This window comes from Comamonas jiangduensis, from assembly GCF_030162955.1.
Classification (GTDB): domain Bacteria; phylum Pseudomonadota; class Gammaproteobacteria; order Burkholderiales; family Burkholderiaceae_C; genus Comamonas; species Comamonas jiangduensis.
The window spans coordinates 114,262-139,068 of record NZ_JARXOV010000003.1; the positions used below are offsets into that span (position 1 = coordinate 114,262).

25 protein-coding genes are annotated in these 24,807 nt (G+C 59.1%); 6 read left to right on the forward strand and 19 right to left on the reverse strand.

Features of this window, described 5'->3' with window-relative positions; all coding sequences use genetic code 11:
• Window positions 1-38: 38 nt before the first annotated feature.
• The 9 genes from QEP12_RS03455 to QEP12_RS03495 all read right to left on the reverse strand — a co-directional run bounded on the left by QEP12_RS03455 (window position 39) and on the right by QEP12_RS03495 (window position 7,127).
• Window positions 39-347, reverse strand: coding sequence for a hypothetical protein (locus QEP12_RS03455; protein WP_284213345.1), 309 nt, complete (start codon window positions 345-347; stop codon window positions 39-41).
• Between the two features lie 270 nt (window positions 348-617).
• Window positions 618-1,862: a beta-ketoacyl-ACP synthase II gene (gene fabF, locus QEP12_RS03460; protein WP_284213346.1), complete on the reverse strand. Its 1,245-nt coding sequence runs from the start codon at window positions 1,860-1,862 to the stop codon at window positions 618-620.
• 48 nt (window positions 1,863-1,910) lie between these two features.
• Window positions 1,911-2,150 (reverse strand): acyl carrier protein, encoded by a 240-nt coding sequence (gene acpP / locus QEP12_RS03465; RefSeq protein ID WP_019575021.1) that lies wholly within the window; start codon window positions 2,148-2,150, stop codon window positions 1,911-1,913.
• Between the two features lie 105 nt (window positions 2,151-2,255).
• Entirely contained in the window at window positions 2,256-2,993 is a 738-nt protein-coding gene (gene fabG, locus QEP12_RS03470; protein WP_219163939.1) for a 3-oxoacyl-ACP reductase FabG, read from the reverse strand.
• Window positions 2,990-3,934: an ACP S-malonyltransferase gene (gene fabD, locus QEP12_RS03475; RefSeq protein WP_174863029.1), complete on the reverse strand. Its 945-nt coding sequence runs from the start codon at window positions 3,932-3,934 to the stop codon at window positions 2,990-2,992. The genes fabG and fabD overlap by 4 nt, the downstream gene beginning before the upstream one ends.
• Before the next feature lie 61 nt (window positions 3,935-3,995).
• Complete coding sequence (locus QEP12_RS03480) at window positions 3,996-4,973, reverse strand: beta-ketoacyl-ACP synthase III (protein WP_174863028.1); 978 nt, start codon at window positions 4,971-4,973, stop codon at window positions 3,996-3,998.
• A gap of 6 nt (window positions 4,974-4,979) precedes the next feature.
• On the reverse strand, window positions 4,980-6,029 hold the full coding sequence (gene plsX / locus QEP12_RS03485) for a phosphate acyltransferase PlsX (protein ID WP_174863027.1): 1,050 nt from the start codon (window positions 6,027-6,029) through the stop codon (window positions 4,980-4,982).
• 110 nt (window positions 6,030-6,139) lie between these two features.
• Window positions 6,140-6,322, reverse strand: coding sequence for a 50S ribosomal protein L32 (rpmF, locus tag QEP12_RS03490; RefSeq protein ID WP_042411339.1), 183 nt, complete (start codon window positions 6,320-6,322; stop codon window positions 6,140-6,142).
• A gap of 253 nt (window positions 6,323-6,575) precedes the next feature.
• Window positions 6,576-7,127 carry a YceD family protein gene (locus QEP12_RS03495; protein WP_284213458.1) on the reverse strand — a complete coding sequence of 184 codons (552 nt, stop codon included), beginning with the start codon at window positions 7,125-7,127 and terminating at the stop codon, window positions 6,576-6,578.
• Window positions 7,128-7,152: 25 nt separating this feature from the next.
• Between QEP12_RS03495 and QEP12_RS03500 the strand changes: the two genes are divergently transcribed.
• The gene (locus QEP12_RS03500) at window positions 7,153-7,755 is read left to right on the forward strand and encodes a Maf family nucleotide pyrophosphatase (protein WP_284213347.1); all 603 of its coding nucleotides are present in this window, start codon (window positions 7,153-7,155) and stop codon (window positions 7,753-7,755) included.
• A complete protein-coding gene (locus tag QEP12_RS03505) occupies window positions 7,752-8,537 on the forward strand; it encodes an SAM-dependent methyltransferase (RefSeq protein ID WP_174863026.1) in 786 nt (261 codons plus the stop codon). Before QEP12_RS03500 ends, QEP12_RS03505 begins: the two co-directional genes overlap by 4 nt.
• Window positions 8,538-8,689: 152 nt before the next feature.
• Here QEP12_RS03505 and QEP12_RS03510 read toward each other — a convergent pair whose 3' ends face one another.
• The 3 genes from QEP12_RS03510 to QEP12_RS03520 all read right to left on the reverse strand — a co-directional run bounded on the left by QEP12_RS03510 (window position 8,690) and on the right by QEP12_RS03520 (window position 11,501).
• A complete protein-coding gene (locus QEP12_RS03510) occupies window positions 8,690-9,730 on the reverse strand; it encodes a S49 family peptidase (protein WP_284213348.1) in 1,041 nt (346 codons plus the stop codon).
• Window positions 9,731-9,807: 77 nt separating this feature from the next.
• The gene (locus QEP12_RS03515) at window positions 9,808-10,467 is read right to left on the reverse strand and encodes an HAD family hydrolase (RefSeq protein WP_284213349.1); all 660 of its coding nucleotides are present in this window, start codon (window positions 10,465-10,467) and stop codon (window positions 9,808-9,810) included.
• Between the two features lie 20 nt (window positions 10,468-10,487).
• On the reverse strand, window positions 10,488-11,501 hold the full coding sequence (locus QEP12_RS03520) for an RluA family pseudouridine synthase (RefSeq protein ID WP_284213350.1): 1,014 nt from the start codon (window positions 11,499-11,501) through the stop codon (window positions 10,488-10,490).
• A 598-nt stretch (window positions 11,502-12,099) separates the two neighbouring features.
• Here QEP12_RS03520 and QEP12_RS03525 point away from each other — a divergent pair.
• From QEP12_RS03525 to queF, 4 genes are all read left to right on the forward strand, one after another.
• Complete coding sequence (locus tag QEP12_RS03525; RefSeq protein WP_284213351.1) at window positions 12,100-15,108, forward strand: Rne/Rng family ribonuclease; 3,009 nt, start codon at window positions 12,100-12,102, stop codon at window positions 15,106-15,108.
• Window positions 15,109-15,200: 92 nt separating this feature from the next.
• Window positions 15,201-15,977, forward strand: a complete 777-nt coding sequence (gene yaaA / locus QEP12_RS03530; RefSeq protein ID WP_284213352.1) for a peroxide stress protein YaaA — start codon at window positions 15,201-15,203, stop codon at window positions 15,975-15,977.
• 44 nt (window positions 15,978-16,021) lie between these two features.
• Window positions 16,022-16,879, forward strand: coding sequence for a 2OG-Fe(II) oxygenase (locus QEP12_RS03535; protein ID WP_431308058.1), 858 nt, complete (start codon window positions 16,022-16,024; stop codon window positions 16,877-16,879).
• Between the two features lie 80 nt (window positions 16,880-16,959).
• The gene (queF, locus tag QEP12_RS03540) at window positions 16,960-17,808 is read left to right on the forward strand and encodes an NADPH-dependent 7-cyano-7-deazaguanine reductase QueF (protein WP_284213353.1); all 849 of its coding nucleotides are present in this window, start codon (window positions 16,960-16,962) and stop codon (window positions 17,806-17,808) included.
• 133 nt (window positions 17,809-17,941) lie between these two features.
• On the opposite strand, the gene QEP12_RS03545 is transcribed toward queF, so the two are convergent.
• From QEP12_RS03545 to QEP12_RS03575, 7 genes are all read right to left on the reverse strand, one after another.
• Complete coding sequence (locus tag QEP12_RS03545; protein WP_284213354.1) at window positions 17,942-18,850, reverse strand: carbohydrate kinase family protein; 909 nt, start codon at window positions 18,848-18,850, stop codon at window positions 17,942-17,944.
• Window positions 18,851-18,876: 26 nt separating this feature from the next.
• Window positions 18,877-20,334, reverse strand: coding sequence for a zinc-ribbon and DUF3426 domain-containing protein (locus QEP12_RS03550; protein WP_284213355.1), 1,458 nt, complete (start codon window positions 20,332-20,334; stop codon window positions 18,877-18,879).
• A gap of 87 nt (window positions 20,335-20,421) precedes the next feature.
• Window positions 20,422-21,309: a 50S ribosomal protein L11 methyltransferase gene (gene prmA, locus QEP12_RS03555; RefSeq protein WP_284213356.1), complete on the reverse strand. Its 888-nt coding sequence runs from the start codon at window positions 21,307-21,309 to the stop codon at window positions 20,422-20,424.
• Window positions 21,310-21,393: 84 nt separating this feature from the next.
• Window positions 21,394-22,752, reverse strand: coding sequence for an acetyl-CoA carboxylase biotin carboxylase subunit (accC, locus tag QEP12_RS03560; RefSeq protein WP_219163925.1), 1,359 nt, complete (start codon window positions 22,750-22,752; stop codon window positions 21,394-21,396).
• A gap of 85 nt (window positions 22,753-22,837) precedes the next feature.
• Complete coding sequence (gene accB / locus QEP12_RS03565) at window positions 22,838-23,308, reverse strand: acetyl-CoA carboxylase biotin carboxyl carrier protein (RefSeq protein ID WP_174863630.1); 471 nt, start codon at window positions 23,306-23,308, stop codon at window positions 22,838-22,840.
• 135 nt (window positions 23,309-23,443) lie between these two features.
• Window positions 23,444-23,995, reverse strand: a complete 552-nt coding sequence (locus tag QEP12_RS03570) for a TlpA family protein disulfide reductase (protein ID WP_246254392.1) — start codon at window positions 23,993-23,995, stop codon at window positions 23,444-23,446.
• Window positions 23,992-24,594 carry a hypothetical protein gene (locus QEP12_RS03575; RefSeq protein WP_284213357.1) on the reverse strand — a complete coding sequence of 201 codons (603 nt, stop codon included), beginning with the start codon at window positions 24,592-24,594 and terminating at the stop codon, window positions 23,992-23,994. Before QEP12_RS03575 ends, QEP12_RS03570 begins: the two co-directional genes overlap by 4 nt.
• Window positions 24,595-24,807: the final 213 nt, after the last annotated feature.

Genomic DNA, 24,807 nt, shown 5'->3' on the forward strand with positions numbered 1-24,807 from the left:
GGGGGACGCGAGGGCACCAACTCATGCGCAAATCAAGCCTAAAGCACTTGATTTTTCGCTGCATCGTGCGTTGGATAAGCTAAAGAATATACCGCACGTCGCAAGTCAAGCCATAAATGCGGCGCCCAATTCCTTTGCAAGAGAAAACGCCGCACTCCTTTTGGCCCACAAGCAAAATGCAGCACCAGCAGCGATTGCAGGTCAGCCACCACCACCGGGGTGCCTTGCAAGACCTCGACCTGTGCAGGCTGTATCCAAATCCACCGCTTGCCATCCCACTGCAAAACACCCTGCGGCATCTGCACCAGCGCCCACCAACTGGCTACAGCACACAACAGCCACGCCACGGTAGAGAAACCTACGCGCAGCCACAAGTCCAGCCCACGCCCTGCCCCCTCAAACCACCATGCCACCAGCACAGCGGCTGCGCAAATTACCGCCAGCCCCCACAGCACCTGCAACGACCGGGCGCGGTGCAAAGGGTAAGACACTGCTGGACTATGGCGCTGAGACATCAGCTAACCTCACTCCAAAAAAACAAAACCCGCTGACTGCACAAGCAGCGAGCAGGTTTGCAGCCTGAGAGAAGGAAAGCAAGATCCTTCTCTGGGCATGGCTTAGATACGCTTGAAAATCAGCGATCCGTTGGTGCCACCAAAACCAAAATTGTTCTTCAGTGCAATGTCAATCTTGGCATCACGTGCCACGTTGGCACAGTAGTCCAGATCGCAATCAGGATCTTGATTCAGCAAATTGATGGTGGGAGGAATCTTCTGATCATGGATGGCCATCACCGTAAAGATACTCTCAATACCGCCAGCGCCGCCCAGCAAGTGACCTGTCATGGACTTGGTAGAACTCACCACCGTCTTGTAGGCCGCGTCACCCAGCGCTGCCTTGATGGCATTGCTTTCGTTCTTGTCGCCCAGCGGGGTCGATGTGCCGTGCGCATTCAGATAGTTAATCTGATCGGGATTCACGCCGGCATTGCGCATGGCATTCAACATGGCGCGGCGTGGGCCGTCCATATTGGGCGCCGTCATATGGCCTGCATCGGCACTCATGCCGTAACCAGCCAGTTCCGCGTAAATCTTGGCGCCACGGGCTTTGGCGTGCTCGTACTCTTCCAGCACCATGACACCGGCGCCTTCACCCAGCACAAAGCCGTCGCGGTCTTTGTCCCAAGGGCGCGAAGCTGCCTTGGGATCATCGTTGCGCGTGGACAAGGCACGCATGGCCGCAAAACCACCGATCCCCAATGGGGAGACGGTGGATTCAGTACCTCCGGCGACCACGATGTCAGCGTCGCCGTATTCGATCATGCGCCCTGCTTCACCAATGCAGTGCAAGCCCGTCGTACAGGCCGTTACCACCGAGAGGTTGGGGCCCTTAAAACCATGGCGCATGGATACGTGACCAGCCACCATATTGATGATGGAAGCGGGCACGAAAAATGGGGTAATGCGGCGGGGGCCGCGATTGGACAGTTCGATCTGGGTGTTTTCGATCAGGGGCAAGCCCCCGATACCGGACCCGATCACGCAACCGATGCGAGTAGCTAAGTCATCAGACAAGGCGTCGCCCGTAGGCAGGCCTGCGTCCTTGACCGCTTGCTCCGCTGCCGCAATGCCAAAGTGAATGAAGGAGTCCATGGTGCGCGCATCTTTGGCGCTCATGTAATCCTCCACATTGAAACCCTTGACCTCGCCTGCAATCTGGCAGGAGAAGTTAGTGGCATCAAACTTGGTGATGCGGTCAATACCGGACTGGCCGGCCAAAAGACTGGCCCAGGCATCAGCGACCGTGTTACCCACGGGGCTGATACATCCCAGGCCGGTCACGACAACGCGACGACGGCTCATGCGTTCTAACCTTATTCTTATCGCTTCGGTGCGTAGAGACTTAACGAATTAAGCCTTGTGGTGGGTGTTGGCGTAGTCGATGGCGTTTTGCACCGTCGTGATCTTTTCAGCGTCTTCATCGGGGATTTCGATGCCGAATTCATCTTCCAGGGCCATCACCAGTTCGACCGTGTCCAGGGAGTCCGCGCCCAGGTCAGCCACGAAGGCCTTTTCGTTGGTTACTTGAGACTCTTCAACGCCGAGTTGTTCAGCAATGATTTTTTTGACACGTGCTTCGATATCGCTCATGGTTTCCCTCAGGGGGTTGTGAATGAACCCGCGATTCTAGCCGTTTCAGGGAATCCCCCTTCATTCGGCCTGCCGTCGCGAGGAAACGGCATAACTTTCGTTAAGTTACATGTACATGCCGCCATTGACATGCAATTCATGACCCGTAATGTAACCAGCGCCTTCCGAGGCCAGGAAAGCCACGGCGTTTGCAATGTCTGAAGGCTTACCCAGATCACCCATAGGGATCTGCGCGGCCAATGCTTTCTTCTGCTCTTCGGGCAAAACTGCTGTCATATCTGTAGCAATAAAGCCTGGAGCCACGCAGTTTACCGTGATACCACGGCTACCCAATTCACGCGCCAGTGCTCGACTCATGCCCGCCACACCGGCCTTGGCAGCCGCGTAGTTGGCCTGACCGGCGTTGCCCATCGCGCCAACCACGCTGGTGACGCTAATGATGCGCCCAAAACGCTGTTTCATCATCGGACGAATAGCCGCACGGCTGAGTCGGAAAACAGCCTGCAAATTGGTGTCAATCACGGCCGACCAGTCATCGTCCTTCATGCGCATGGCCAAGGTGTCCTTGGTGATACCGGCATTGTTCACCAGCACATGCAACCCACCATCGGTCTTGAGGATGTCATCCATCAAGGCATCTACGCCTGCAGCATCATTCACGTTCAGGTTCACCCCACGGCCGCCCAGGGCAGCCAGGGTTTCACCAATGCGTGCAGCGCCTGCATCTGTCGTGGCAGTACCAATGACGGTATAGCCACGGTTTGCCAGCTCCAAAGCGATCGCAGCGCCAATGCCGCGGGATGCGCCAGTCACCAGCGCTACTTGTTTCTTTGATTCAGTCATGCGAGCAATTCTTTCACTTCGGCCAAGGTGGCGGGGTCATACAAAGGGGCACCCACCAGGTCTGCATCGATGCGCTTGGTCATACCAGCCAGCACCTTGCCAGGGCCGCACTCTACCAAATGTGTAATGCCGCGGGCTTTCATGGCCTGCACGCACTCGACCCAGCGCACAGGGCCAAAGGCTTGACGGTACAGCGCATCACGGATTGCTGCGGCGTCGGTTTGTACTGCCACGTCGATGTTGTTGATCACAGGAATCTGGGGCACACCCAACTCCAGCGCCGCCAGCGCCGCTTTGAGCTTTTCTGCGGCAGGCTTCATCAAGCTGGAGTGGAAAGGCGCCGACACCGGCAAGGGCAGCGCACGCTTGGCACCCGCCTCTTTGACGGCTGCGCTGGCTGCTTCCACCGCCGCCTTGGAGCCGGCGATCACTGTTTGACCTGGGTCATTGAAGTTCACTGCTTCAACCACTTCAGCGCCACCCAGCTGGGCAGTGACGGTCGCGCACACTTCCTTGACCTTCTCGGCTGGCAAGCCCAGCACCGCCGCCATCGCACCCGTACCCACTGGCACAGCCTCTTGCATGGCCGCAGCACGCAGGCGCACCAGCGGTGCAGCCTGTGCCAGCGTCAGCACGCCAGCAGCCACCAACGCGGTGTACTCGCCCAGAGAGTGGCCAGCCACCGCAGCAGGCATGGCACCGTCTTCTGCCAGCCACACACGCCATGCAGCCACACCGGCCACCAGCATGACAGGCTGGGTGTTGGTGGTCAGGGCCAAATCTTCCTTGGGGCCGTTTTTGATCAGCGCACCAATGTCTTCACCCAAAGCTTCCGAGGCTTCTTGCAGAGTTTGGGCCACCACAGGGTGATCACCCCATGCGTCCAGCATCCCGACAGACTGGGAACCCTGGCCAGGGAAGACAAATGCGAATTGCTTCATATGACGGTCACTCTTTATTAGTTAAAACAGGCTCTAGCGCTTGTCCAGCAAGCGCTACTAGCTACATATTCAGGAGAACAGCGCCCCACGTAAAGCCACCGCCCACGCCTTCGAGCATGACCGTCTGGCCGGACTGAATCTGGCCGCTGCGCACGCCATGATCCAGCGCCAGCGGAATAGAAGCCGCCGAGGTATTGCCATGCTGATCAACGGTCACGATGACCTTGTCCATCGACAACTTCAGCTTGCGCGCCGTGCTTTGCATGATGCGGATATTGGCCTGGTGAGGCACCAGCCAGTCAATGTCTGCTTCGGTTTTTCCGGCCTTGGCCAGCACTGCGTGTGCGGCTTTTTCCAGCACACCCACCGCCATCTTGAACACGGCCTGACCGTCCATGACCAGCAAGGGCGAGCCCAAGACTTCGCCACCCGAGACATGGCCGGGCACACACAGAATGTCGACGTGCTTGCCATCTGCGTGCAGGTCACACGCCAAGATACCGGGCTGCTCCGAAGCTTCCAGCACCACAGCGCCCGCGCCATCACCAAACAACACGCAGGTCGTGCGGTCGTTGAAATTCAAAATGCGGCTGAACACTTCCGCGCCCACCACCAAAGCACGCTGGGCAGCACCCGAGCGAATCATGGAGTCCGCCACGGTCAAGGCATAGACAAAACCGCTGCATACCGCCTGCACATCAAATGCAGGGCAGCCATTGGCACCGAGCTTGTTTTGCAAGATACAGGCCGTCGACGGGAAGACCATATCGGGCGTCGACGTGGCCACAATGATCAGATCAATGTCTTGGGCGGTAATGCCCGCCGCTTCGATGGCTTTGCGCGAAGCCTCCAGCGCCAAATCGCTGCTGCAGGCGTGCGCATCCGCAAAGTGGCGCGCCTGAATGCCCGTGCGCTCCACGATCCATTCGTTCGAAGTCTCGATACCGCGCTCCGCCAGCTGAGCGGCCAAGTCATCGTTCGTCAGTCGGCGCTCAGGCAAATAGCTGCCTGTGCCGGTAATGCGTGCATAGCGTGTCATGTAGTCTCAAGCTGCTCCGGTGCCGCTGCTCGAAGTCCCCGCAGCGTCCAACACAGGAGCGGCTTGGGCGACTCGACCCTGCACACGGTCAAGAAGGTTATTGCGGGCTGCATCATAAGCGCGGTTGAGCGCATGCTCGTAACCAGATTGGTCAGCAGATCCATGGCTCTTGAATACCAGGCCACGCAAACCCAGCAATGCTGCGCCGTTGTAGCGACGGTGGTCCATGCGCTTCATCAGCGCTTTGAGCACGGGATAAGCCATGATGGCAGCAAATTTGGTGAAGATGTTGCGTTTGAACTCATTTTTCAAACCACCCACAATCATCGCGGCCACACCTTCGGAAGCCTTCAAGGCCACATTACCAACAAAGCCGTCGCACACCACAATGTCTACGCCGCCTTTGAAAATATCGTTACCTTCAACGTTCCCAATAAAGCGAATGGCCTGCGAATCACCTGCCTTGCGCAACAATTCGCCCGTGCGCTTGATGACTTCACTGCCTTTGATCGCTTCTTCGCCAATGTTGAGCAAACCCACGGAAGGCTCCACATTTTTGGCATCCAGCGCTGACACCAACGCCGAACCCATCACGGCAAACTGCAACAGGTGCTCAGGCAAGCAATCTACATTGGCTCCCAGATCGAGCACCGTCGTGGCACCACCCCGGTCGTTCGGCAACTGCGTCGCAATCGCTGGACGATCAATCCCATCCATGGTCTTGAGCAGGTAGCGCGAGACTGCCATCAGCGCACCCGTATTACCCGCCGATACCGCCACTTGTGCCTTGCCATCCTTGACCTGCTGGATCGCTACACGCATGGAAGAATCTTTCTTGCGGCGCAGCGCCACTTCCACAGGGTCATCCATAGTGACCACTTCCGAGCACGGCACCATCTCTGCGCGCTCGTGGGCCTGCCATGTTGCCAAGACCTCAGGAAGGCCGACCAACAATAAACGGGCATCCGGGTGAGTGGAAAGAAATTGGCGGCACGCGGGAAACGTAACGCTGGGGCCGTGGTCGCCCCCCATGCAATCGACTGCCAGTGTGATCATGAATGACTTACCGGTCCGCTGCAGAACCAAGCTGAAATGAGCAGCATTAAAAGAGAAAAGCCCGAGCTACGAGTAGCTTCGGGCCTTTAAACAGTTGAAGCGCTAGTAAATTAGGCTTCGGACTTATTCTTCAGCACTTGACGGCCGCGGTACACGCCGTTGGGGCTGATGTGGTGACGCAGGTGCACTTCGCCAGTTGTAGTTTCAACAGCGATACCAGGCACATTCAGTGCATTGTGCGAACGGTGCATGCCGCGCTTGGAAGGGGACTTTTTGTTTTGCTGAACAGCCATGATGGCTCCTGAGTCTGAAAAGGGTTGGTGAAAAACGCGATCAGCCCATTAAAGACACGAGGGGGGTTTCGCGCGAAGCCCCCGATTATAGCGCAAACCTTTCCCCATCTCATTAACCCCCCAGCACCCAAAAGGGATGCTGCGGTAGCTGCAGGGGAAGGCCGTATCTTTTACGTCTGGCGCAGCACAATTTGTACTGCCTGCACCAAGCAAAACCGCCCGAAGGCGGTTTCTCGCTGATCACAAAGGAATATCAGTCCTCGGCCACATTTTTACGCAGCCCGGCCAACACTGCAAATGGATTGGCTTTATCCGTATTGGCCTGCTCAAAATCTTCATCACTGGACACCATGGGCATGACCTCTGGGCATTCTTCGTGCATAGGCACCAAAGGCACTTCCATCAGCAGTTCGTCTTCCAGCAATTCCCGCAAATTGAAGTCTTTGCTGAGGGCCAGCAGGTCTTCTTCGACCTCGTCGTCCATGGCTTGCGCGGTGGCTTCATCCTGCACAAAGCGGAACGAGCGGTCTACCTGTAAATCAATGTGCGCCACTCCCAGGCAGCGCTGACAAATCATGGGCACTTGGGCATCCGCCTCCAAATGCAGCCACAGGTGACCAGGCCCACCGGTTTCCGGCACATGCTCGCCCTCCGCATACCAGGCAACGTTCATGCCTTCCACGGGGGCCTGCGCCTCTTGGGCCAAACGCTCAAATGCAGATAAGGGATCTTGGCCTTCCATCACCGCATTCGCCTTTGCAAACGCGGCCACATCAAGGTGATCCAATGAATATTCCTTGCTCATGGCGGCAGTGTAAGAGAATCCACCCATGTCTGAACTCCACACCCCACAGCGCCCCTTGATCTTGGGGTCTACCTCCCGCTACCGCCGTGAATTGGTGGAGCGCCTGCACACTCCCTTCACCTGCGTTGCCCCCGACGTGGATGAAACCCCCATGCCCGGCGAAGCCCCCGGCGCTTTGGCCCTGCGCCTGGCACTGGCCAAAGCCCATGCCGTAGCCGCACTGCACCCCGAAGCCATCGTCATCGGCTCTGACCAAGTCTCTGACTTGAATGACCAACCCATGGGCAAGCCCGGTACGCACGAGCGCGCTGTCGAGATGCTGCGTGCCATGCGCGGCCAAACCGTCATGTTCCACACCGCGGTGGCGGTGGTGTGCCAAGCCACGGGTTTTGTGCAAAGCGATGTGGCCGTCATCCGGACCGTGTTCCGCAGCGACCTGAGCGATGACGCCATCGAGCGCTACCTGCGCGCCGAGCAGCCCTACGACTGCGCCGGCAGCGCCAAGAGCGAAGGCCTGGGCATCAGCTTGCTGGACGCCATCCACAGCGACGACCCTACTGCCCTGATTGGCCTGCCCATGATTCGCACCTGCCGCATGGTGCGCGCTGCCGGGATTCAACTGCCATGAGCGATACCTTGCAAACCAAAGGCAAGCTGTATTTGGTGCCAGCGCCGCTAGATTTTGGCTGCGCCACGCAATCGCCCATCACCGATGTGCTGCCCGAGTTGACGCTGCGCACCGCCGCCCGCTTGCAGCACTGGGTGTGCGAGAACGCCAAAAGCACCCGCGCATACTTGAAACGCGTGGGCGAGCACTTTCCGCTGGCCACCCCCATCCAGCAGCAACACCTGCAAGAGTTGCCCCGTGAAGCCCACAAAAAAGGCGACCACGGCGGCAAAGACGGCGCAGTGTTTGATGCCAAGGCCCTGCTGGCCCCGGCCCTGGCGGGACACGATATGGGCCTGGTCAGCGAAGCCGGCATGCCTGCCGTGGCCGACCCTGGCAGCTCCATCGTGCGGGCTGCGCACGATGCAGGCATTGCGGTGGTGCCCTTGGTAGGCCCTGTGTCGCTGCTCATGACACTGGCCGCCAGCGGCTTGAACGGCCAGAACTTTGCGTTTGTCGGCTATCTGCCGCAAGACGCGGCCCAGCGCGTGCAGCGCATCAAAGAGCTGGAGCAGTTGGCCCTGCGCCACAACCAGGCCCAGCTGTTTATTGAAACGCCCTACCGCAACCCGGCGCTATGGCAGGCACTGCTCGCTGTGGTGCAGCCCAACACCCGCCTGGTGATGGCCAGCGGCTTGACGCTGGAGAGCGCCCACATCCAAAGCTGCAGCGCCAAAGACTGGAAGAAACTGGGGGCCGAGCCCGACAACCGCACGCCGGTGGTGTTTGCGCTGGGCCAATAATCACTGCACTCAGCACACCACAGCACTCAGCAAACAAAAAAGAGCGCCTTGCGCTGATCCAACAAGCTTTTCAGATAGTTTTCTATCTAAAAACCAAGCAGATCAAGCGCAAGGCGCTCTTTTTATTGAATCATCCGCCGCGTGCCAAAACTTTAGCGAATCGCTGGCAGCATGCCGTGCAGCGCATCCACCGCGCCGCTGCCCACTGCAGCGCCAAAACGCTTGGCAAAACGCTCGGCGATGTTTTCGCTGCGGGTGTAGTCGATCACCTCTTCGGCCTTGACGATGTCGCGCGCCACGCTGTCCAGTGTGCCAAATTGATCGGCCAAACCCAGTTCCACCGCCTGCTGACCCGTCCAGAACAAGCCGCTGAATGTGTCTTCGTTCTCTTTCAAACGGTCTCCGCGCCCTGCGCGCACCACCTCGATAAATTGGGCGTGAATTTGATTGAGCATGGTTTGCGCATGTTCGCGCTGTGCCTCGCTCAGCGGGCTGAAAGGGTCTAGCATGCCTTTGTTGGCACCAGCGGTGAGCAGGCGGCGCTCCACGCCCAGCTTGTGCATGGCGTCGGTAAAGCCAAAACCATCCATCAGCACACCAATGCTGCCCACGATGCTGGCCTTGTCCACAAAGATTTCGTCGGCGGCAGCTGCAATGTAGTACGCCGCAGAGGCGCAGGTTTCTTCCACCACCGCGTAAATCGGCTTGTTGTGCATGGCTTTGAGGCGCACGATTTCATCGTTGATCATGCCCGCCTGCACCGGGCTGCCGCCGGGCGAGTTGATCAGCAGCACCAGCGCGCGCGAACCGGGGTCTTCCAGCGCACTGCGCATGGCCGCAATCACAAAATCTGCGCTGGCATTGGCATCACTGGCAATCGCACCCTTGATGTCTACCACCGCCGTGTGAGGGCCGCTCATAGAGGTAGCCGCGCTGTCGCGCCCCATCCACCAGATGCCACCCACCACCAGAATCACCCACAAAAAGCGCCAGAAAATGCGCCAGCGGCGTGCCGATCGCTGCTCGCTCACCGTGGCAAACACCAAGCGCTCCAGCACATCGCGCTCCCAGGCAGGGGCAGCGGGTTTGGCGTGCGTTTGCGCCCCCGAAACCCCGCGTGCCCACAGGTCTTGCCCGGGCTGGGGTTCAGAGGAGGCAGCGCCTTCGTTCTCAGGCGTGGAATGGGGGTTCATGGACAAGCTCTACTCTCTCAAAATCAAGCCAAGACGGCAGTATGCCAGCGCGCTCAGGCCCTGCCGTGACAAAGCACTCAAGCGTTGGTGCCCAGCCACTGCTGCAGCTGTGCCACATCACGCGCCACATACAGGGGCGAGCAGCTCTGCAAATCAGCGGCTGCATGGGCGCCATAAGCCACACCCACGCTGGCGCAGCCCGCATTGCGCGCCATCTGCAGGTCGTGCGTGGTATCGCCAATCATGAGCAGGCGTTCGGGCTCCACCCCAAACTCTGCCATCAACTCCTGCAGCATCAGCGGATGCGGTTTGCCCGCAGTTTCATCGGCCGTGCGCGAGCCATCAAACATGCCGCGCAAATCGGCATGCTGCAGCGCCTCATTCAAGCCCCTGCGGCTTTTGCCCGTAGCCACCGTCAGCAAGTGGCCGCGCTCACGCAAGCCCTCCAGCAAAGGCAACACCCCTTCAAACAAGGTAATCAGCGCTTGCTGCTTGAGGTAGTGATAGCGGTAGCGGTTGGCCAAGTCGTTGTACTTTTCCTTGGGCACATCCGGTGCGGCATGGGCCAGCGCAGGCTGCAGCGCCATGCCAATCACGTACGAAGCCTGCTCATCCGAAGGCACCGTGCCGCCCACATCGGCCACCGCCAGCTGAATGCTGCGCGCAATCGCCACAGTGGAATCAAACAAGGTGCCATCCCAATCGAAGGCAATCAAATCAAATTTACGAGCAGTCATCGCAGGATAGTTATAGGTTTTCAGGCTTTTTCGCATACAAACTCAACCAACTCTTGCGGCAACTCGGCGCGCACTTCGATGCGCTCCTCGGTGGCCGGGTGGTTGAACTGCAAACGCCATGCATGCAAAAACATGCGATTCAGGCCCTGCTTGGGCAGGCGCTTATTGAGCGCAAAGTCACCATACTTATCGTCCCCCACAATGCCGTAGCCTTGTGAAGACAGATGCACACGAATCTGGTGCGTGCGCCCGGTTTTGATGGTGACTTCGAGCAAGCTCATCGCAGGCAAGCCCTGCATGGGACGCGGCGCATGCTGGCTGCGCACCTTGACCAAGGTCAGCGACTTCATGCCATCGGGGTCATCCGGCGTCGTCACACGCACTCGGCGCTCCCCATCGGGCAGCAGGTATTTGTGCAAAGGCGCATCAATCACCTTTTTATTGGCGGGCCAGGCGCCACTCACCAAGGCCAAATACGTCTTGCCGGTTTCACGTTCGCGAAACTGGTCTTGCAACTTGGTCAGCGCCGAACGCTTTTTGGCAACCAACAAAATCCCCGAGGTCTCCCGATCCAGGCGGTGCACCAGTTCCAGAAACTTGGCCTGCGGCCGCGCTTGGCGCAATTGCTCAATCACCCCAAAACTCACGCCGGAGCCGCCATGCACGGCCACACCGGCAGGTTTGTCAATCGCAATCAGGTGATCGTCTTCAAAAAGAATCGGAAACTCGCGCGGCGGCGCTGGGCGCTCGGCTTTTTCCTGCACCTTGTCAGAAATACGCACAGGGGGCACGCGCACCACATCGCCGATTTGCACGCGCGAGTCGGCTTGGCAGCGGCCTTTGTTAATACGCACCTCGCCACTTCGGATGATGCGGTAGACGTGGGTCTTGGGCACCCCTTTGAGGTGGCGCATGAGAAAGTTGTCCAGACGCTGACCTGCACCATCTTCATCCACCTCAATCAACCGCACAGCGACTGATGCGGGGTTCTGGGTACGTTCTTGGGGCAGTTTGCCCTCTATAATGTGTTTCACCTGCGCGAATTTATGTGTAAGTGGTTGATTCGTTTGGATTTTAGTCCACCCAGCCATTTCCCCGGCGCAGGCAGGTCGATGCCACAGATGCCGTGCCCGCGTAAAAGCCACCCAATTGTCGGTGCTGGCGGGGCGGAATTTGTCTGGTTGACGCATTGAAACACTGAACGGAATCTTCACGTGGATGGTGGTGTTTGAAGCCAGTTGCTTCAGGCCATCCACGTATATGAATAAACAGCGAGCATGTGGGCATTTTTTTCTTGGTTGCTAGGTATGACGCAGGGGCACAAGCCCGTGCTGCGTGCGCGCGTACCCAACGCCCACCCTGTTCTCTACGCCAGCTCAGGCCACAACCGCAAGGTGCTGGGCCAGCTTTTCGCGTGGCTCGCTTCCTGCTTCCTGCCCTTGCCTCCTTTGCTGACTTAAGCAGCACGGCACGCAATCAGGCCCAGGTCGATTCCCCTTCTTTTCGTTTCAACGCGGCAGCCCGGCATCTACGGCTCCCCTAGAGCCTGTCTTTGATACAGAGTCAAAGGCGTGTCGGCTAGGCAGCGTTGTCGCTGCAGCCGGCCGCCGCACAACGAAAAGGATACGCATCATGAAACGGATGCTGATTAACGCCACACAGTCCGAAGAACGCCGCCTGGCCATCGTCGACGGGCAAAAGCTGCTGGACTACGAAATCGAAATCGAAGGTCGCGAACAACGCAAGGGCAACATCTACAAAGCGGTCGTCACCCGTGTCGAGCCCTCGCTGGAAGCTTGCTTTGTGGACTACGGCGAAGACCGCCACGGCTTCCTGCCTTTCAAAGAAATCTCCAAGCAGTACTTTGCCGAAGGCATCTCCCCCAGCCAGGCCCGCATCAACGATGTGATCAAAGAAGGCCAGGAGCTGATCGTCCAGGTTGAAAAAGAAGAACGTGGCAACAAGGGTGCGGCCCTGACCACCTTCATTTCGCTGGCCGGCCGCTATGTGGTGCTGATGCCCAACAACCCCCGTGGCGGTGGCGTCTCGCGCCGCATTGAGGGTGAAGAGCGTGCAGAGCTGAAAGAAGCGATGGACCAGCTGGAGTACCCCAAGGGTATGTCCATCATCGCCCGCACGGCAGGCATTGGCCGCACCGCGCCGGAGCTGCAGTGGGACTTGAACTACCTGCTGCAACTGTGGACCGCGATTGACGGCGCTGCAAAGTCTGGCAAGGGTGCCTTCTTGATTTACCAAGAGTCCAGCTTGGTGATTCGCGCCATCCGCGACTATTTCAACAATGACATCGGCGACATCTTGATCGACACCGATGACATTTACGAACAAGCCCAGCAGTTCATGGCCCACGTCATGCCTGAGCATGCTGCACGTGTGAAGCGCTACCGCGACGATGCGCCGCTGTTTAGCCGCTTCCAAATTGAGCACCAGATCGAATCCGCCTACGCACGCACCGTGCAATTGCCTTCGGGTGGCGCGATCGTCATCGACCACACCGAAGCTCTAGTGTCGGTGGACGTGAACTCGGCCCGCGCAATCAAGGGCGGAGACATCGAAGAGACCGCCACCCGCACCAACCTGGAAGCTGCCGACGAAGTGGCCCGCCAGATGCGCCTGCGCGACCTGGGCGGCCTGATCGTGATCGACTTCATCGACATGGAAGAATCCCGCAACCGCAAGGAAGTGGAAAACCGCCTGCGCGATGCGCTGCGCCAAGACCGTGCCCGCGTGCAATTCGGCACCATCAGCAAGTTTGGTCTGATGGAAATGAGCCGCCAGCGCCTCAAGCCTGCGCTGAGTGAAGGTGCGCACATCAACTGCCCACGCTGCGGTGGCTCGGGCCACATCCGCGACACCGAGTCGTCGGCCCTGCAGATTTTGCGCATCATTCAAGAAGAGTCCATGAAGGACAACACCTCCGCCGTGCACTGCCAAGTGCCTGTGGAAGTGGCCTCTTTCCTGCTCAACGAAAAGCGTACCGAGATCGCCAAGATCGAACTCAAGCAGCGCGTGTCGGTGCTGATGGTGCCCAACAAATCGCTGGAAACACCGCACTACAAGCTGGAGCGCTTGAAGCACGACGACCCACGCTTGGAAAACATGGATGCCAGCTACAAGCTGGCGGACGAAGTGGAAGATGTGACCAAGGTCACGCGCCGCTCGCAAGAGCCCACCAACAAGCAAACGCCGGTCATCAAGGGTGTGCTGCCTGATACCCCGCCTGCGCCAGAAGCCCGCCCACAACCCGCACAGCGCCCCGTCAAGGGTCGTCCCGGCGCACAGGCACCAGCGCCAGCTGCTGCGCCACGTACCGAAGTCAAGGAACAAGGCTTCTTCGCCTGGCTCAAGAGCCTGTTTGGCTTTGGCGCCAAGCCTGCTGCAGAGCCTGCAGTAGCTCCCGTTCAGCCCGAAGGCGAGCGCAATGGCCGCAACGGTGAGCGTGGTGCGCGCAATGGCCGCAACGGCGAGCGCAATGGCCGTGGCCGCAACGGCCGCACGGGCGAGCGCAATGAAGAACGCGATGCCAATGGTGAACGCCACAACCGCGAAGGCAGCGAAAACCGTGGCCGTCGTGGTGAACGCAACGAACGCGTAGAGCGCAATAGCGACAGCAACCGCCCACAGCGCGAAGGCCGTGAAGCTCGCAATCCCCGCGAGCGCCAGCCCCGCAATACCGAGGCAGTGGAGCAACGCACGCTGCAAGCGACGAACGCACCAGTTGCAGGCGCCGAGCAAGTTGCGCTGACGCCTGATACAGAGCGCAGCGAACGTGCAGAACGCCAGCCCCGCCGCGAACGCGGTGAGCGTGGTGATCGTGGTGAGCAGCGCCGTGAACGCCAGCCTCGCAACGCGGAAGCCCAAGGATCGGCTGGGGTCGATCCCATGGCCGAATCCGTGGCTACAGCGGTCCATGAAATCCAGGCCGCAGAAGGCGCCGCCCCCGCCGTCAATGGCGAAGACGCGCCCCGCAACGGCCGCCGCTCACGCGACCGCTATGGTCGTGACCGCCGCAACGGTCGCGAACGCAACCGCGACGACGCTCCCGCAACCGAAGCCACCGAAGGGGCACCAGAAGCACCTTGGGGTGATGCCAATCGCGCTGCCCCTGCGATGGATACCATCGCCAACATGGTGGACGCCATGGCACCTGAGGCTGAGCAAGAAGCGCCCCGTCGCAGCTACTTCAGCCAAGCAACGCCAGTTGCAGAGGCAGTGGCCGTGACAACGCCAGTGCAAGCCCCTGAAGCAGCACCTGCTGTCGAAATGACCGCACCTGTGGTGGCGCCCGTGGCTGCAGCAGCGGAAGTTGAAGTGGTACAGGTTGCAGCGCCTGTTGCGCAAGCAGAAGTCGCATCCACCATGCCCCACATTCAGGCCTACACCCTGCCGCTTGCCAGCTTGCAGCAACTGGCCCGTGATGCAGGTCTGGAGTGGGTGAACTCCGATGCCGACAAGGTTGCCGCCGTGCAAGCCGCGATTGCCGCGGAACCCAAGCCCGTGCGCATTCCCCGTGAACGCCCTCCTGTGGTGGTCTTGGACGAAGGCCCGCTGGTGCTGGTGGAAACCCGCAAAGACCTGAGCGCCATGGTGCTGCCTTTTGAGGAAAGCGCCAACCACGCATAACGCATAACGCATAACGCGTGACACACAACCGGGGGCCTTGAGCCCCCGGTTGCATCTTCAGCCCTGTTTTTTCTTTCGGACGGTCCGAGCCCATGCTGTTTCTGCTCTCTCCCGCCAAATCACTGGAATACGAACGCCCCCTGCCCGCAGGCCTGGGGCACACGCTGCCGCCTTTCATTGCTCAATCGGCGCAGCTGATTGAAGTGTTGCGCCAGCTGCCGCCCCAGGAAGTGGCGGCGCTCATGTCGATCAGCGACAAGCTGGCACAGCTCAATACCGCCCGTTATGCCGCTTGGCAGCCCACATTCACCGCCGACAATGCCCGCCAGGCGCTGTTTGCCTTCAATGGCGATGTCTATGAAGGCTTGGATGCGTATTCCCTGCAGCCCGATGAGATTGCCTGGGCGCAAGAGCATCTGCTCATGCTCAGTGGCCTGTACGGCGCGCTGCGCCCCCTGGACTGGATGCAGCCCTACCGCCTGGAAATGGGCACGCGCTTGGCCAATCCCCACGGCAGCAACCTCTACCAGTTCTGGGGCAGCCGCATTGCCCAGCTCATCAATGAGCGCCAGGCAAAAGATACGCAGCCTGTGGTCATCAACCTGGCCTCCCGGGAATACTTCAAGTCGGTCGATCTGAAACACCTCAAGGCCCGGGTGGTGGAGTGTGTCTTTGAAGATTACAAGGGTGGTCAGTACAAAGTCATCAGTTTTCACGCCAAGCATGCACGCGGCTTGATGGCGCGTTACGCTATCACCCACCGCCTGACCCAGCCCGAGCAACTGATGTCCTTTGATGTGCATGGCTACGCTTACGCGCCCGAGGCATCGGGCCGAGACCGCTTGGTGTTCCGCCGCAACACTGCATAAAAGATAGCTACTTGCGCTTGTCACTATTGCTCTAGGAGGTTGTTTTGCCACATTCCTCGGAACAATTGTCTGCCCGCATCCCCGGCAGCACCCCTGCCCTGATGCACTGGCTGCAAGCCCAGCTCGCGGCGGGCCATGCGCCCAGCACTTTGCAGCACAGCCTCGTCAAAGCCGGTTGGGCACCGCACATCGCACAGGCGGCCATCCTTGCCTGTACGCAGCCGGTGCCCGCATCCGTTGACCACAGCGCCCAGCCCGGGCCGGATTTGCAGCACTCCCCCAATGAGATAGATGTGGGAGACCGTCGCGTGTCAGTGCTGCTGTCTTTGCAAACGCCGCGCATGGCGCTGTTTGCCAATCTGCTGTCTGATGCCGAGTGCGACCAGCTGATTGCAGATGCCCGGCCTGCCTTGGCACGCTCCAAAACGGTAGCCACCAACAGCAGCGCCGAAGCCATCAACCCCGACCGCACCAGCCACGGCATGTTTTACACGCGCGGACAAACCCCGGTCGTCGAGCGCCTGGAAGCACGCATTGCGCAATTGCTGCGCTGGCCTGTGGAGAATGGCGAGGGGCTGCAAGTGCTGAACTACCACCCCGGCGCACAATACAAGCCACACCACGATTACTTCAATCCCCACGAAGGCGGCACTGACGCGCTCTTGCGCCGCGGCGGTCAACGCGTGGGCACATTGGTGATTTATTTGAACGATGTGCCCGCTGGCGGCTGCACCTTCTTTCCCGAAACACAGCTACGCATTCACCCCCGCAAAGGGCACGCGGTGTTTTTTGGCTATCCACACCCCGATGTCAGCACGCTGACTTTGCACGCCGGAGACCCGGTGGTCGCCGGGGAAAAATGGATTGCCACCAAATGGCTGCGTGCACGGGAATTTCGCTGACCCGGCAAACTTTATCCATCAAATATGGCTCTAGCGCTTATGCAGCAAGCGCTGACAGCTATGAATATCTAGCACCAAGCATGAATACACCCGAACAATCGCAGCTGGGCAAAACCTCGGCTTACGCAGACCAGTACGCCCCCAGTCTGCTGTTTCCCATCCCCCGCCAAACCAAGCGCGATGAAATTGGCATCACCGCGCAATTGCCATTTTTTGGCGCTGATTTGTGGACCGCGTTTGAGTTGTCCTGGCTGAACCAACGCGGCAAACCCCAGGTGGCCCTGGTGCACTTCACCATCCCCTGTGAAACACCCAACATTATTGAGAGCAAATCGTTCAAGCTGTACCTCAACAGCTTCAACAACAGCCGTTTTGACAGCCCAGAAACCGTGCAAGAGCGCCTGCGCGAAGACGTCAACGAAGCGCTGTGGCGCGGCGCCGCCGTGCGCCAGTCCACTGCGGGCGTGCGCATCATCACCCAAGAAGCGTTTGCGCAGCAAAAAGTGCAAGAGCTGCAAGGGCTGAACCTGGACCGCCTGGACATTGACTGCTCGGACTACACCCCGCGCCCTGATTTGCTCAAGGCCGAACACGACAACCCGCCAGTCACGGAAACCCTGGTCAGCCACCTGCTCAAAAGCAACTGCCTGGTGACGGGCCAGCCCGACTGGGGCAGCGTGCAGATCAGCTACACCGGCGCGGCCATCGACCAGGAAAGCCTGCTGCGCTACATCGTGAGCTTTCGCAACCACAACGAATTTCATGAGCAATGCGTGGAGCGCATCTTCATGGACATCACGCGCCAGTGCCGCCCGCTAAAGCTCAGCGTGTATGCCCGCTACACCCGCCGTGGTGGACTGGACATCAACCCGCTGCGCACCAGCGCGCCCATGGCTTTACCGGTGAATGTGCGTTCAGCCCGCCAGTAACGAACACTAATAGCTATAAAAAAAGCAGCTACAGAGCTGCTTTTTTTGATTTCTGACCGCCTCACCCTGCTGCACGGCTGCCGCTACAGCGAAAGGCGCGGAGCGCGTAACGCGCTCCACCACCCAACCAGGGTCAGACCTCAAACGTCGCCGGATCAAAATCCAGGACATAGTTTTGCGGCCCCTTGGCGGCCACCTTCAGTGCGCCCACGCGGTTACCCAGTGCCGCGCACTTGGCCAGCGGCCAGCCCTTTTCCAGACCGTACAGCAGCGCGCCACGCCAGGCATCGCCGCAACCGGTGGGGTCCACCACTTCCTGGGCCTTCACGGGGGCCACCAAGGTCATTTGGCCCTGCTCCCACACCTGGCAGCCTTGCTCACCCAAGGTGACGACCAAGCCTTGCACCTTCATCGACAGCGCAGCCAAATCCAAACCAGTGCGGTCACACAGCATTTTGGCTTCGTAGTCATTCACGGCAATCCAGGTGGCCTGCTCCACAAATGCCAGCAGCTCTTGGCCATTGAACATGGGCAACCCTTGGCCGGGATCGAACACAAACGGAATGCCTGCGGCCTTGAACTGGGCACTGTGCTGCAGCATGGCGTCACGGCCATCGGGGGAGACGATGCCCACGGACGCTCCTTCGCTGCCATCGATCATGTTCACATGGGCTTCGGTCATTGCGCCAGGGTGAAAGGCGGTGATCTGGTTGTTGTCACTATCGGTCATGATCATGGCTTGTGCCGTGTAGCTGTCATCGAGCTGCTTCACAAAGCGGGTGTCAATACCCTGCGCCTTCATGCGACCGATATAGCTGGCGCCATCTTCACCCACCGTTGCCATGGGCAAAGGGTTGCCGCCCAGCAGCTTCAAGCTGTAGGCGATATTGCCCGCACAGCCACCAAAGTCACGGCGCAGCGATGGCACCAAAAACGACACATTCAGAATGTGCAGTTGCTCAGGCAAGATTTGGTTCGCAAACTTGCCTTCAAAGCTCATGATGGTGTCAAAAGCCAAAGAGCCGCAGATCAGGGCTGCCATAGTCAAACTTCCGTTCTTCAGAAAAATCAGGGGTAAAAGGCCATCACCCGGTATCCCGATACCGGCAAGTTCAGGCCTTGTGTCATCACGGGCAGCGTGCCGTTCCACTCACTGCGCGCAGCCAGCTCTGCAGGTGCGCCAATTTCAGACAAGTCCAGCACCTTGCGCACCAGCACCTGGTCTTGCGCATCCGTCAGCGTTAGTTCCACCGCAGGAGTGGCAACTGCCAGAGAAGACTGGTTCTGGATGCTGATATCCAGGCGATAGTGGTTAGGACGCGCTTCATGGGCAAAAGAAGAGCCCGTAAGCACCACCGAAGCAATGTGTTTGCGCGGCGCCAACTCACAGCGCAGGGCCACACACAAGGTCTCTAACACGGGGCGCCATTCCGGCTTCCATGCAGCCAGGGTGTTGCGCTCATGGATGGCCACTTGCAGTAGCAGCGTAATGGGCAGAAAAATCACCAGCATGCCCATCGCAAAGCGCACAGCAGGTTGGCTCCACCATGCTTTGCGCTGCGCTTGCTTGACAAATTCAGGGATCTGCTCGTGCTCCCCCACGCCCCTGTCTCCGTCACCGTCGCTGCCAACCGGCGCAAAGTCTGCAGACAGGGGGGCGTCAGGCTGCAGCGGCGTCACCTCCCCTGGCTGCACAAGCGCTGGGGCTGGTGCAGCCATAGAGATTGCCAGGGGCTCCTGCATAGCGGGCTGCTCGGCATGCACATCCGCCCCAAACGGCTCCCCTTCGGTTGCAGGCTGCCCCTCCTCCAACGCTACGGGTGCAATCTCCCCAGACAACGTATCTGGTTGGGCAAATTCAGCATCCACACCTGCAGTGGCTGCAGGGGCAGCCTCGGGGAGATCCTGCAACGCAGGGGCTTCAACAGCTTGCGGTGTCCAAAGCACCTCATCCCAAGCGGGCTCTTTGGCTTCTGTGGCACTTTGCATGCGCCGCGCAATCGAGGCGAACTCTTGCCCCGGCACATCGGGTGCCACTGGCGCATCAAGCCAAGCTTCATCCTGGTCCACGTCCGGGGGGGCTGGTAATTCATACCCACCCACCAAGGGCTCTGGCTCTGGCTCTGGCTCTGGCTCTGGCTCTGGCTCTGGCTCTGGCTCTGGCTCTGGCTCTGGCTCTGGCTCTGGCTCTGGCTCTGGCTCTGGCTCTGGCTCTGGCTCTGGCTCTGGCTCTGGCAAAGTATTGACCAGTGGGTGGGTGATGGGCGGCTGCGGTGCCTCCACCACAGGTTCATCCCCACCACGCACGATCGGGGGCTGTGTCACCGCCTGCTCCTGCAATGCAGGCTGCGCCGTAGACGCAGACACGGGTGCTGCCGTGGTGAGCGGCATTTCCTCCAGCGCCTGCGTGGCATCAAATACTTCTTGGCAACGCCCGCAGCGCACCCACCCTTCGGAGATGCGCAATTGATCGGCCACCACACGAAATTTGGTGCCGCAAGAAGGACAGCAGGTAATGAGGCTCATCGAGCGTCGATTGTAGGAGGAGCTGCAAGCAGCCAGTGCGTGCATCGACAGTTTCGACACACGCTGGGCTGCCCGCGACCTGCAGTGTTAGGCCTTGTGGGCCGTCATCAAAATCCAGCCGTCTTCGCTGTCGGCTACATCCAGCTTGATGTAGGGGGCATAGGCTTCTTTGAGCTCATCGGCCTGGCGCTCCAAAATGCCTGCCAGCACCAGATGGCCACCGGCTTGCACATGGCTTACCAGGAGCGGTGCCAGCATTTTCAGTGGCGTTGCCAAAATATTGGCCAGCACGGTCTGGTACTCGCCCACCGCCTTATCTGGCAAACCGGCCTTGAGCGTCACTTCATTGGCCTGCGCATTGAGCTCACACGATGTCACCGCATCTGGGTCGATGTCCACCGCATCAATATCGACGGCGCCGAACTTGGCAGCCCCAATCGCCAAAATGCCCGAGCCACAGCCATAGTCCAGCGTGCGTCCCAGCGAACCTTGGGGCTGGCGCGCAATCCAGCGCAAGCACATGCGGGTCGTGGGGTGGGTACCCGTACCAAAGGCCAGGCCAGGGTCCAAACGAATGCTGATCTTGGCGCCTTCAGGCAGCTCATGCCAGGTGGGCACGATCCAGAATTCGGGGGTGATGTCCACCGGCTGAAACTGCGACTGGGTCAAACGCACCCAGTCTTGGGGCTCTATCTCTTGAACACCCAGCACCTGACAGCCTTCGAAAAAGTCCTGCAATTGCAGCAAGGCTTGGGCTTGGCTGGCAGCTTCTTCGTTAGGAAATAGCGCCACGATGCGGCTGCGGTTCCAGCCTTCTTTGGGGACAGGCATGCCAGGCTCGCCGAACAACGGCTGCTCGGACTCGGTTTGTGCATCCATGTCCTCGACCGACACGCTCAAGGCATCCAGTGCATCGAGCGCATCGCTCACATCTTCCACCCGCTCTTCCGGGCACATTAGGCTGAGCTCATGCATGAGGCAGTTCCTTCAAGCTTTTAAAAACGAAATGCTGGCCCCCGTTTCCAAGGGCCAGCATAGCTGGTCAACAACGTCTGGTGATTAGCGCTTTTTGCGCTGTTCCAGCCAGTGTTCCAGATAGTGAATATTGGTGCCGCCTTCAGCAAAAGCAGCATCCACCATCAAGTCTTGGTGCAAAGGCACATTGGTCTTGATGCCTTCGATCACCACTTCCGACAGCGCAGTGCGCATGCGGGCCAGCGCCTGCTCACGGGTGTCACCGTGCACGATCAGCTTGCCGATCATAGAGTCGTAGTTCGGTGGCACAAAGTAATTGCTGTACACGTGGGAATCCACGCGCACGCCGGGGCCACCAGGCATGTGCCACATATTCACGCGGCCAGGCGAAGGCATGAAGTTGTAGGGATCTTCCGCGTTGATACGGCACTCGATGGCGTGACCGCGCATCTGGTTGTTGATTTCACGCTGGGTGAAAGGCAGCTTCTCGCCCGCCGCAACCATGATCTGGGTGCGCACGATATCGACACCGGTGATCATTTCGGTCACAGGGTGCTCCACCTGCACACGGGTGTTCATTTCAATGAAATAGAACTCGCCGTTTTCGTACAAAAACTCGAACGTGCCCGCACCGCGGTAGTTGATCTTCTTGCAAGCAGCCACGCAACGCTCGCCCACCTTCTCCACCAAACGGCGAGGAATGCCGGGCGCAGGTGCTTCTTCGATCACCTTCTGGTGGCGACGCTGCATGGAGCAGTCACGCTCGCCCAGATACACGGCGTTCTTGTGCGTATCAGCAATCACCTGGATTTCGACGTGGCGGGGGTTCTGGAGGAACTTCTCCATGTACACCGCAGGATTGCCGAAAGCCGCACCAGCTTCTGCCTTGGTCATCTGTACAGCATTGACCAGCGCAGCTTCGGTGTGCACCACGCGCATGCCGCGACCACCGCCACCGCCTGCGGCCTTGATGATCACAGGGTAGCCAATCGCCTTGGCGATGCGCTTGATTTGTGCGGGATCGTCGGGCAATTCGCCGTCCGAGCCGGGCACGCAAGGCACACCGGCCTTGATCATCGCTTGCTTGGCCGATACCTTGTCACCCATGATGCGGATGGACTCAGCGGTCGGGCCAATGAACTTGAAGCCACTTTGCTCCACACGCTCGGCAAAATCTGCGTTTTCCGACAGGAAACCGTAGCCGGGGTGGATGGCTTCTGCATCGGTTACCTCAGCTGCCGAGATGATGGCAGGCATGTTCAGGTAGCTCAAAGGCGAAGCTGCAGGGCCAATACACACGGCCTCATCGGCCAGTTTGACGTACTTGGCGTCACGGTCTGCCTCGGAGTAGACCATTACGGCCTTGATGCCCATCTCGCGGCAAGCGCGCTGGATGCGCAGAGCAATTTCGCCCCGGTTGGCAACCAAAATTTTCTTAAACATGGAAGTCCTCGTTGTTCACCGCCTCTGACGAGGCGAATCGTTCAATCTGAAAGCCCTTGTGCTATCGCAGGGGCTTGACCAGATATCACTCGATCACGAACAGCGGTTGGCCGTATTCCACGGCTTGGCCGTTGTCGGCCAGAATGCGGGTGACGGTACCCGACTTGTCAGCCTCGATCTCGTTCAAGATCTTCATGGCTTCGATAATGCACAGCGTGTCGCCTTCCTTCACGGTGTCACCCACCTCAACGAAAGGCTTGGCTCCAGGGCTGGCAGCGCGGTAGAAGCTGCCCACCATGGGCGACTTCACTTGGTGACCGGAAGCTGCAGCAGCGGCGGCAGATGCGGCTGCTTGTTCTGCAGGGGTTGCAGCAACAGCAGGGGCAGCGGCGGCTTGCACGGGAGCAGCTTGCATGGGGGCAGCAACAAACTGCTGCACCACATTACCACCGCTCTTGACGATGCGGACTTTGCCCTCAGCCTCGGTGATTTCGAGTTCCGACACATTCGATTCGGACACCAAGTCGATAAGGGTCTTGAGTTTACGCAGATCCATGGAAGCTCCAACGGCTAAAACTAAATAAGGGCGCGAATTTACCCCAAATTCGCCCTTCTGCGCGCTTTGTGAGATATTTTTCGCTATCACTAAAGCGGTTTTTTGATCCAGCCCCCGGCTTTAGCGTTCCATGCGCTAGGCAAATGATGCCCATTGCGCAAGATCTTGCTCGGAAAGTTCGCCGATTTTACGCTGTTGCACTTGTCCCTGGGCATCGAACAAGATCGTGAACGGCAAGCCACCGCTGATGTTACCCAGCGTTCGCGTCATGGTGACGCCTCCCGCACCGGCCAGCACCACGGGAAATGCCAAGGGCTGGCGCGCAATCCAGCGCTTAACGTTGGCCGCTTGGTCCACGGCAATCCCCAGCACTTGCACTGCATGCGTGCCACGCGCGGCCTGGCTTTGGGCAAACTGGTTGATGAGCGGCATTTCCCGCACGCAAGGCGGGCACCACGTGGCCCAAAAATTCACCAGCACAGGCTTGCCGCGCAGTGACGACAGCGCCATCTGCCCGCCATCGGGCTGCATCAGTTGCAAATCCCAAAACGCTTGCAGCGCCTCATCATTGGTAGACATGTCCCGGGTTTGCTCCCAAGCCACCCAAGCACCTGCGGCTGCAGCAGCCAACGCCACCCCACCCGCCAGCCAGCGGCGGCGCTCTGCAGACATGATGGAGTCGGTCATTGCGCATCCTCCATCTGCAACAGCTGGCGCAAGGCTTGGGTATCACCTCGCTGGGTACGGCCTTGCGCGTCAGCCTTCAAAGCACCACGCAGATCGTCATAGTCGTACACCATCAGGTGTACGCCAATGGTTTCACCCAGAGGTTGGCACAAGCTGCTGATACTCAAGGCATCCACCACTTCCCCGTTAAATCCGACCACCTCCGTCACGTCGTATTGCACGTTGTGGTTGATCAGAGCGATTTCGGCCGATTTGGAATCATCACAAAACAGCCCTATATAAATATCTGACATGCGGGTGGCCGTGCCGCGCCACACGGCGCCTGACAGGTGAGGGCGAAACTCCTGCAAACGCTCCATCCACGTCAAGGCCAACTCCCGCAAGGCGCGCAGCTCCTGCGGCTGGGTTTCGGCACAAAAAATTTCGATGTACTCCCGCACCGCCGCTTCCACAGCCTCGTTGTCCGGCAGCGATGTGCGGGCGGGCAAGCCCAATTGTTTGACGGCGCGGCGCTTGGCCGGGCCCCACTCCAACCCCTCCTCCACCACCATGCGGGCGGCGGTCTGAGCGATTTCCTGGGTCACAGACGATGGATACATGCCTTGTTCTAGCTTGAGCTCACAAGCCGCCATTATGGGAAAGGTGGGCAGTGCAGGGCTTTTTCCAAAACCTGCCTGCGTACAGACTATTGCATTCATATAAAAACAAGAGCATTTAGCGATCAATCAACAAGGTTTTGGCAAACCAAAGCATTGCAAATGCTTATAAATAAAGCGCAAGTTGCTCCTTTTATAGGTGCAAGCGTGCTTTTG

Excerpts from the sequence above, each read along its gene's own strand:
- queF (WP_284213353.1), top strand. The coding sequence starts at position 16,960 with ATGAATACACCCGAACAATCGCAGCTGGGCAAAACCTCGGCTTACGCA.
- QEP12_RS03570 (WP_246254392.1), bottom strand. The coding sequence starts at position 23,995 with ATGACCGACTCCATCATGTCTGCAGAGCGCCGCCGCTGGCTGGCGGGT.
- QEP12_RS03550 (WP_284213355.1), bottom strand. The coding sequence starts at position 20,334 with ATGAGCCTCATTACCTGCTGTCCTTCTTGCGGCACCAAATTTCGTGTG.
- QEP12_RS03545 (WP_284213354.1), bottom strand. The coding sequence starts at position 18,850 with ATGGCAGCCCTGATCTGCGGCTCTTTGGCTTTTGACACCATCATGAGC.
- QEP12_RS03525 (WP_284213351.1), top strand. The coding sequence starts at position 12,100 with ATGAAACGGATGCTGATTAACGCCACACAGTCCGAAGAACGCCGCCTG.
- acpP (WP_019575021.1), bottom strand. The coding sequence starts at position 2,150 with ATGAGCGATATCGAAGCACGTGTCAAAAAAATCATTGCTGAACAACTC.
- accC (WP_219163925.1), bottom strand. The coding sequence starts at position 22,752 with ATGTTTAAGAAAATTTTGGTTGCCAACCGGGGCGAAATTGCTCTGCGC.
- QEP12_RS03500 (WP_284213347.1), top strand. The coding sequence starts at position 7,153 with ATGTCTGAACTCCACACCCCACAGCGCCCCTTGATCTTGGGGTCTACC.
- QEP12_RS03495 (WP_284213458.1), bottom strand. The coding sequence starts at position 7,127 with ATGAGCAAGGAATATTCATTGGATCACCTTGATGTGGCCGCGTTTGCA.
- prmA (WP_284213356.1), bottom strand. The coding sequence starts at position 21,309 with ATGCATGAGCTCAGCCTAATGTGCCCGGAAGAGCGGGTGGAAGATGTG.
- fabG (WP_219163939.1), bottom strand. The coding sequence starts at position 2,993 with ATGACTGAATCAAAGAAACAAGTAGCGCTGGTGACTGGCGCATCCCGC.
- QEP12_RS03480 (WP_174863028.1), bottom strand. The coding sequence starts at position 4,973 with ATGACACGCTATGCACGCATTACCGGCACAGGCAGCTATTTGCCTGAG.
- QEP12_RS03575 (WP_284213357.1), bottom strand. The coding sequence starts at position 24,594 with ATGTATCCATCGTCTGTGACCCAGGAAATCGCTCAGACCGCCGCCCGC.
- plsX (WP_174863027.1), bottom strand. The coding sequence starts at position 6,029 with ATGATCACACTGGCAGTCGATTGCATGGGGGGCGACCACGGCCCCAGC.
- QEP12_RS03510 (WP_284213348.1), bottom strand. The coding sequence starts at position 9,730 with ATGAACCCCCATTCCACGCCTGAGAACGAAGGCGCTGCCTCCTCTGAA.
- fabD (WP_174863029.1), bottom strand. The coding sequence starts at position 3,934 with ATGAAGCAATTCGCATTTGTCTTCCCTGGCCAGGGTTCCCAGTCTGTC.
- fabF (WP_284213346.1), bottom strand. The coding sequence starts at position 1,862 with ATGAGCCGTCGTCGCGTTGTCGTGACCGGCCTGGGATGTATCAGCCCC.
- QEP12_RS03505 (WP_174863026.1), top strand. The coding sequence starts at position 7,752 with ATGAGCGATACCTTGCAAACCAAAGGCAAGCTGTATTTGGTGCCAGCG.
- yaaA (WP_284213352.1), top strand. The coding sequence starts at position 15,201 with ATGCTGTTTCTGCTCTCTCCCGCCAAATCACTGGAATACGAACGCCCC.
- QEP12_RS03515 (WP_284213349.1), bottom strand. The coding sequence starts at position 10,467 with ATGACTGCTCGTAAATTTGATTTGATTGCCTTCGATTGGGATGGCACC.
- accB (WP_174863630.1), bottom strand. The coding sequence starts at position 23,308 with ATGGATCTGCGTAAACTCAAGACCCTTATCGACTTGGTGTCCGAATCG.
- rpmF (WP_042411339.1), bottom strand. The coding sequence starts at position 6,322 with ATGGCTGTTCAGCAAAACAAAAAGTCCCCTTCCAAGCGCGGCATGCAC.